This is a genomic window from Actinokineospora sp. PR83 (assembly GCF_021056305.1).
In the GTDB taxonomy this organism is placed as follows: Bacteria; Actinomycetota; Actinomycetes; order Mycobacteriales; family Pseudonocardiaceae; genus Actinokineospora; species Actinokineospora spheciospongiae.
Map to the genome: position 1 here is coordinate 1 of NZ_JAJCXD010000006.1, position 7758 is coordinate 7758.

The 7758-nt window shown below is 77.3% G+C and carries 1 protein-coding gene; it reads right to left on the reverse strand.

The genetic code is table 11. The annotated features are described in order from the left end of the window. Positions 1 to 7758 (reverse strand): type I polyketide synthase (locus L6E12_RS02175; RefSeq protein WP_236226175.1); only part of this gene is annotated, 7758 nt, incomplete at both ends.

Genomic DNA, 7758 nt, shown 5'->3' on the forward strand with positions numbered 1-7758 from the left:
CGGGCACCGGCAGCTCGGCGACCAGCTCGGCGGCCCCGGGGGCACCCGGCCCGCCGCGGCTGAGCAGCACGAGCCGGTCGGCGCCGTGCGCGGCGGCCCAGCGGGCGACGCGCGCGCCGAGGGCGCCGGTGCCGCCGGTGATCAGCACGGTGCCCGAGGGCCGCCAGTCGCCGGTGGGCTCGGCGCGCACGACTCGGCGGGACAGCACCGCGCCCCGGCGCAGCGCCACCTCGTCGTCCGGGCCCGCCAGGACGCCCAGCAGGGCGTCCCAGTCGGGGTCCTCGGGCAGGTCGACCAGCCCACCCCAGCGGTCGGGCAACTCCAGCGCGGCGACCCGGCCCAAGCCCCAGGCCGCGGCGTGCGCGGGGACCGGGGCGGGGTCGGTGGACCCGGCGGCGACGGCGCGCGAGGTCACACCCCACACGCGGGTGCCCGCCGGGGCGTTGTGCAGGGCGGCCAGCAGGTCGGCGGCGTCGTCGGCGCGCACGACCAGGACGGGAGCGGTCGTCCCGGCCGGGTGCGGGACCACGACCGCGCCGCGGGCGGCCAGCGCGTCCGCGACGGGCCAGCCCTCCCCCAGGACGGCGATGTCGGCGGGGTCGGTGCCGCCCGCGCCGGGCGTGACCGGCTGCCACGCGTCGGCGTAGTGCACCGGGTCCACGGCCGGAGTGGCCTGCTGCGGCCAGTAGCGGCGGCGCTGGAAGGCGTAGGTGGGCAGCGGCGCCGGCCGCACGCCCGCGAAGAAGACCGACCAGTCGACTTCCACGCCGTGCGCGTGCAGCGCCGCCAGGGCGGACACCACGGCGTGCGCCTGGTCGACCCCCGACCGCTGGGCGGGGATGAGCGCGGCGCTCGACCCTGCGGCCTCGGCCATCGCGAGCAGCACGCTGTCGGGGCCGATCTCCAGGAGCGCGGTGGCGTCGAGCGCGCGCACGGCCGCGCCGAAGCGGACCGGCTCGCGCACCTGCCGCACCCAGTGCTCGGGGTCGGTCCACACCTGCTCGGCGGGTCCCCCGGTCACCGCGCTGACGGCGGCGGTGGTGGGCTCGGCGAAGGTGAGGCCACGCACGACCTCGGTGAAGGCGTCGAGCACGGGGTTCATCAGCGACGAGTGGAAGGCGTGGCTGACGGTCAGGCGCTTGGTCCGCACGCCCTGGGCGGCGTGCCGCTCGGCGAAGGCGAGCACCGGCTCGGCGGGCCCGGAGACCACGACCGACCGGGGCCCGTTGACCGCGGCGAGGTCAACGCCCTGCGGCAGGTCCAGCTCGTCCTCCGCGAGCGCGAGGGCGACCATCGCTCCGCCCTCGGGCAGCGCCCCCATGAGCGCGCCGCGGGCCACGACCATGCGGCACGCGTCGGCCAGCGACAGCACGCCCGCGACGTGCGCGGCGGCGATCTCGCCCACCGAGTGCCCGGCCACGGCGTCGGGCAGCACGCCCCACGACTCGAACAGCCTGGCCAGCGCGACCTCCACGGCGAACAGGCCGGGCTGGGTGTACTCGGTGCGGTCGACCCGGGCGTCGCCGCTGGTCAGGACGTCGCGGACGGTGTCGGGGTAGTGCGCGAGCACCTCCTGCCACGCCTGGGCGAAGGCGGGGAACGCGGCAGCCAGGTCCAGGCCCATCCCGGCGCGCTGGGCACCCTGGCCGGAGAACAGGAACGCCGTCGAACCCGCGCCCGCGACGACCCCGGCGGCCCGGTCCAGCGCGGCGCGCAGGTCCTCGGCGCTGCTGCCGACGGCGACGGCGCGGTGGTCGAGGTCGGCGCGGTGCAGCGCGAGCGCGGCGCCCACGGCAGCGGGGTCGGCCTCGACCGCGCGCAGCCGCTCGACCTGCGCGCGCAGGGCGTCGGCGGACGCGCCCGAGACGACCCACGGCACCGGGACGCCGAGCCCGGCGCCCTCCGGTTCCGGCGTCGGCGGGGCCTGCTCGACGATGACGTGGGCGTTGGTGCCGCTGAAGCCGAACGAGGACACGCCCGCGCGCCGGGGCCGGTCGCCGCCGTCCCACTCGACGGGCTCGGACAGCAGCCGCACCGGTCCGCGCGACCAGTCCACGTGCGGGGACGCCTCGGCGGCGTGCAGGGTCTTGGGCAGCAGCCCGTTGCGCAGGGCCAGCACCACCTTCATGACCCCGGCGACGCCCGCGGCGGCCTGGGTGTGGCCGATGTTGGACTTCACCGACCCCAGCCACAGGGGCCGGTCCCGGTCCTGCCCGTAGGCGGCGAGCAGCGCCTCCGCCTCGATCGGGTCGCCCAGGACGGTGCCGGTGCCGTGCGCCTCCACCGCGTCCACATCGGACGGGCGCAGACCCGCGGCGGCCAGCGCGGCGCGGATCACCCGCTGCTGCGCGGGCCCGTTGGGGGCGGTGAGCCCGTTGGAGGCGCCGTCGGAGTTGATCGCCGACCCGCGCACGACGGCCAGCACCTCGTGGCCGTGGCGCCGCGCGTCGGACAGCCGCTCGACGAGCAGCACGCCCGCGCCCTCGCCCCAGCCGGTGCCGTCGGCCTCGGCGGAGAACGCCTTGCACCGGCCGTCGCCCGCGAGCCCGCCCTGCCGGGAGAACTCGATGAACGCGCCCGGGGTGGACATGACGGTGACCCCGCCCGCCACCGCCAGGTCGCACTCCCCCGAGCGCAGCGCCTGCACGGCCCAGTGCAGCGCGACCAGCGACGACGAGCACGCGGTGTCGACGGTGACCGCCGGGCCCTGCAGCCCGAACGCGTAGGACAGCCGCCCGGAGACGACGCTGGCGGCGTTGCCGGTGGCGATGTGCCCGCCGACGTCGTGGGCGGCGTCCATCAGCAGCGAGGCGTAGTCCTGGCCGTTGGTGCCGATGAACACCCCGGTGGCCGAGCCGCGCAGCGAGCGGGGGTCGAGCCCGGCCCGCTCGAAGACCTCCCACGTGGTCTCCAACAGCAGCCGCTGCTGGGGGTCCATCGCCAGCGCCTCGCGCGGGGAGATGCCGAACAGGTCGGCGTCGAACTCGGGGACGTTGTGCAGGAACCCGCCCTCGCGGGTGTGGGACAGGCCGCCCTCGCCGTGCAGCAGGGTGCTGTCCCAGCCGCGGTCGGCCGGGAACGGGCCCACCGCGTCGCCGCCCGCGCGCAGCAGGTCCCAGAGGCGTTCGGGGGTGTCCGCGCCGCCGGGGAAGCGGCAGGCCATGCCGATGATGGCGATCGGCTCGTCGGTGGCCCTGGCGGGGCTCGCGGCCCGCTCGACCTCGCCGTGGCCGAGCAGGCGGGCCAGCTCGGCGGCCAGGCGGGCGGGGGTCGGGTGGTCGAAGACCAGCCCGGCGGGCAGCGGCAGGCCGGTGGCCGCGCCGAGCAGGTTGCGGATCTCCACCGCGGTCAGCGAGTCGGCCCCGAGGTCGCGGAACGCCTTGTCGGCGGGGACCGCCGACACCCCGGTGTGGCCGAGCACGGCGGCGGCGGTCTCGCGGACCAGCGCCAGCAGCTCCTTGTCGCCCAGGTCGGCGGGGCGGGCCCGCTCGGCGGCGGCGCGCAGGGCCTCGCGGGCCTCCGCGACGCCGTCGAGGGCGGGCTTGGGCCGCAGCGCCGACAGCGCCGGGGCGAACGCGGCCCAGTCCAGGTCGGCGATGGTGACGACGGGGTGGCCGGAGGCGACGGCGGTGGCCATCGCCGCCAGCGCGGGCCCGGTGCGCAGCCTGCGCATCCCAGCGCGCTCGCCCAGGTCGGCTGCCATGCCGTCCTCGGCCCAGGGGCCCCAGGCCAGCGCGGTGGCGGGCTTGCCCGCGGCGTGCCTGGCGCGGGCGAGGGCGTCGAGGCGGGCGTTGGCGGCGGCGTAGTTGGCCTGCCCGGCGGCGCCGAAGGTGGCCGCCGCCGAGGAGAACAGCACGAACGCGTCGAGGTCGCCGGTCAGCTCGTCGAGCAGGCGGGCCGCGTCGACCTTGGGGCCGTCGACCGCGCGCATCCGCTCGGGGGTCAGTCCGTCGACGACGCCGTCGTCGAGCAGCCCGGCCGCGTGCACCACCGCGTTCGGCGGGAACTCGGTGAGCAGCGCGGCGAGCGCGGCGCGGTCGGTGACGTCGACCGCGCGCACGACGGCGCCGGTCTCCTCGGCCAGCGCGGCCGCGCCCGGGGCGTCGAGGCCGCGGCGCCCGGCGAGGACGATGCGGTCTGCGCCGTTGTCGCGCAGCCAGCGGGCGACGTGCGCGCCCAGTGCCCCGGTACCGCCGGTGACCAGGACGGTGCCGGTCGGCCGCCACGCACCCGCGGTGGGGGCGGGGCGGGTGACGCGGCGGCCCAGGAGCACTCCGCCGCGCACGGCGACCTCGTCCTCCGCGCCGCCGAGGGCGCGGGCGACGAGGTCCCAGTCGGAGCCGTCGTGGTGGACGACGCCGCCCCACCGGTCGGGCTGCTCCAGGGCGGCGGTGCGGCCCAGCCCGGCGGTCCCGGCGTCGGTGGCGACGGCCCACAGCCGCCCGGGCACGCCTGCGTCGCCCATGGCCTGCACCAGGACCAGGACATCGGCGGCGTCATCGAGGACGGACAGGGCGCCGCGCGGCCGGGCCGCGCCCGCCATCAGGGCGGCGAGCCCGTGGCGGTCGGTCCCGGCGGGCACGGCGAGCGCGGGCATCCCCGGCAGCGGCGGTTCGACGCCCTCGGGGTGCACGAGCAGCCAACCGTCGTCGGTGGCGGTGGGGACGGGGATCGGCGCCCAGTCCTCGACGTAGTGCAGGGCGCGCGTGCCGGTGTCGCGGGTGGCGGGCCAGAAGCGGCGCTGCTGGAAGGGGTAGGTGGGCAGGTCGATGACGCGGGCGTCGAGGCCGGTGAAGAACTCGGCCCAGTCCACGGCCACGCCGCGGGCGTGCAGGGTGGCCAGGGCGCGGACTGCGGCGGTCTCCTCGTCGCCGCCGCGCTGGGCGGCGACGGCGCCGTCGAGCCACGGGGTGAGGGCGGCGTCCGGCCCGACCTCCAGCACGTGCCCGGCGGCGAGGCGGGCGGCCCCGTCGCCGAAGCGCACGGTGCCGCGCAGGTTCGCCGTCCAGTAGGCGGTGGTGGTCGGGGCGTCGTCCCCGGCGGCGCCGACGAACTCGACCCGGGCCGGGCCGCGCTCGATGCCCGCCACGAACGCGGTGAACTCGGCCAGCACCTCGTCCATGTGCGCGGAGTGGAACGCGTGGCTCACCTTCAACAACGACGCCTTGACCCCACGCGCCCTGTGCTCGTCCACCATCGCCGCAACCGCGTCCGCATCACCCGACACCACAACGGAATCCGGGCCGTTGACCGCACCCAGCTCGACCCCGGCGGGCAGCTCCACCTCGTCCTCGGACAGTGCGATGGCAGCCATGGCACCGCGGACGGTCACCGCCCCCATCAACGCGCCACGCTTCACCACCAACGCCGCAGCGTCCTCCAACGAGAACACCCCAGCAGCCCACGCCGCGGCGATCTCACCCACCGAATGCCCGATCACCACATCCGGACGAACACCCCAGGAGGCGAACAACCGCACCATCGCGACCTCGAAAGCGAAGATCGCAGGCTGGGCGAACTGCGTCTCATCGATCCGCGTGCCTTCGGTGATCGCCTCCCGCACCTCGACGGGGAACAGGCCCATGACCTCGTCCCACGCGGCCTCGAACACCGGGAACACCGCCGCCAGCTCACGACCCATGCCCGCGCGCTGCGACCCCTGACCGGTGAACGCGAACGCCACGCGCCCGCTCGCCGCGGCCACGGGGAGGAAGGTGCGGTCGCCCACGGCCACCCCGCTGTGCGCCAGCGCGGCGCGGGCGGTGAGCAACGTGAACGCCATGTCGACCGGGTCGGCCTCGACGTGGGCCAGCCGCGCGGCCTGGTGCCGGACGGCCTCGGCGGTGTGCCCGGACACGACCAGCGGCACCGCCCGCGCCCGCTCGCGCGGGGCGGCGGGGGCCGGGGCGGGCACCTGCTCGACGACCAGGTGGGCGTTGGTGCCGCTGACGCCGAAGGAGGACACGCCGATCCGCCACGGCCGCTCGATCGCGGGCAGGGGCTGCGGCTCGGTGAGCAGGGAGACCGACCCGGTGGTCCAGTCGACGTGCTCGTTGGGGCCGGAGACGTGCAGCGTGCGGGGCAGCACACCGTGGCGCAGGGCGAGCACGGACTTGATGACCCCGGCGGCGCCCGCGGCGGCCTGCGTGTGGCCGATGTTCGACTTCACCGACCCCAGCCACAGCGGCCGCTCGCGGTCCTGGCCGTAGGTGGCCAGCAGCGCCTGGGCCTCGATGGGGTCGCCGAGGACGGTGCCGGTGCCGTGCGCCTCCACGGCGTCCACATCGGACGCGACGAGCCCGCCGGAGGCGAGGGCGGAGCGGATGACGCGCTGCTGGGCGGGCCCGTTCGGGGCGGTGAGCCCGTTGGAGGCGCCGTCTTGGTTCACAGCCGAGCCGCGCAGCACGGCCAGCACGGGGTGGCCGTTGCGCTCGGCGTCGGACAGCCGCTCCACGAGCAGCAGGCCGACGCCCTCGCCCCAGCCGGTGCCGTCGGCGTCGGCGGAGAACGCCTTGCACCGGCCGTCGCCCGCCAAGCCGCGCTGGCGGGAGAACTCGATGAACACCGCGGGCGTGGACATGACGGTGACCCCGCCCGCCAGCGCCAGGTCGCACTCCCCCGAGCGCAGCGACTGGGCGGCCAGGTGCAGCGCGACCAGCGACGCCGAGCAGGCGGTGTCGACCGTCAGCGCCGGGCCCTCCAGGCCGAAGGAGTAGGACAGGCGGCCCGAGACGACGCTGGCGGCGTTGCCGGTGGCGAGGTAACCGCCGTGCTCGGACAGGTCGGCGCCCAGGGCGGTGGCGTAGTCCTGCCCGTTGGTGCCGACGAAGACCCCGGTCGCGGAGCCGCGCACACCGGTCGGGTCGAGCCCGGCGCGCTCGAACGCCTCCCAGGCGGTGTGCAGCAGCAGCCGCTGCTGCGGGTCCATCGCCAGCGCCTCGCGAGGGGAGACGCCGAACAGGTCGGCGTCGAAGCCGGCCACGTCGGCCAGGAAGCCGCCCTCGGCGGTGTGCGAGGTGCCCGGGCGGTCGGGGTCGGTGTCGAACAGGGCGGCGAGGTCCCAGCCGCGGTCGGCGGGGAAGCCGCCGAGGGCGTCGCGGCCCGCGGTGAGCAGCGCCCAGAAGTCCTCCGGGGACGCGACGCCCCCGGGGAAGCGGCAGGCCATCGACACGATGGCGATGGGGTCGTCGGCCACGGCGACGGCCCTGGTCCGCTCGGTCTTCGCGGTGCCGCCGAGGAGCCCGGTGAGGTGGTCGGCCAGGGCGGCGGGGGTGGGGAAGTCGAAGACGAGGGTCGCGGGCACCTTCAGCCCGGTGGCGCGGGCCAGGGCGTTGCGCAGCTCCAGCGCGGTGAGCGAGTCGATGCCCAGGTCGCGGAAGGCCTTGCCGGGCGCGACGTCGGCGGCCGAGGGGTAGGCCAGCACGCCCGCGGTGCAGGCGCGGACCAGCTCGCCCATGTCCCCGATCTCGTCGGGGGTGCCGGGGTCCGCGGCGGCGGGGGTGTGCAGCTCGGAGAACAGCGCGCTCGGGCGGGACGCGGTGAACGCGGGCACGAACCGGTCGAGGTCGATGTCAGCGAGGATGACCCGCCCGTCGCCCACGGCCTTGCCCAGCGCGCGGACGGCCAGCGCGGGCGGCATCGGGGTCAACCCGCCCCGGGCGACCCGGCCCGCGGCGGGGCCCTCGGCGGCCATGCCGCCCCCGGCCCAGGCGCCCCAGGCGATCGCCGTGGCGGGCAGGCCGCGGGCGCGGCGGTCGT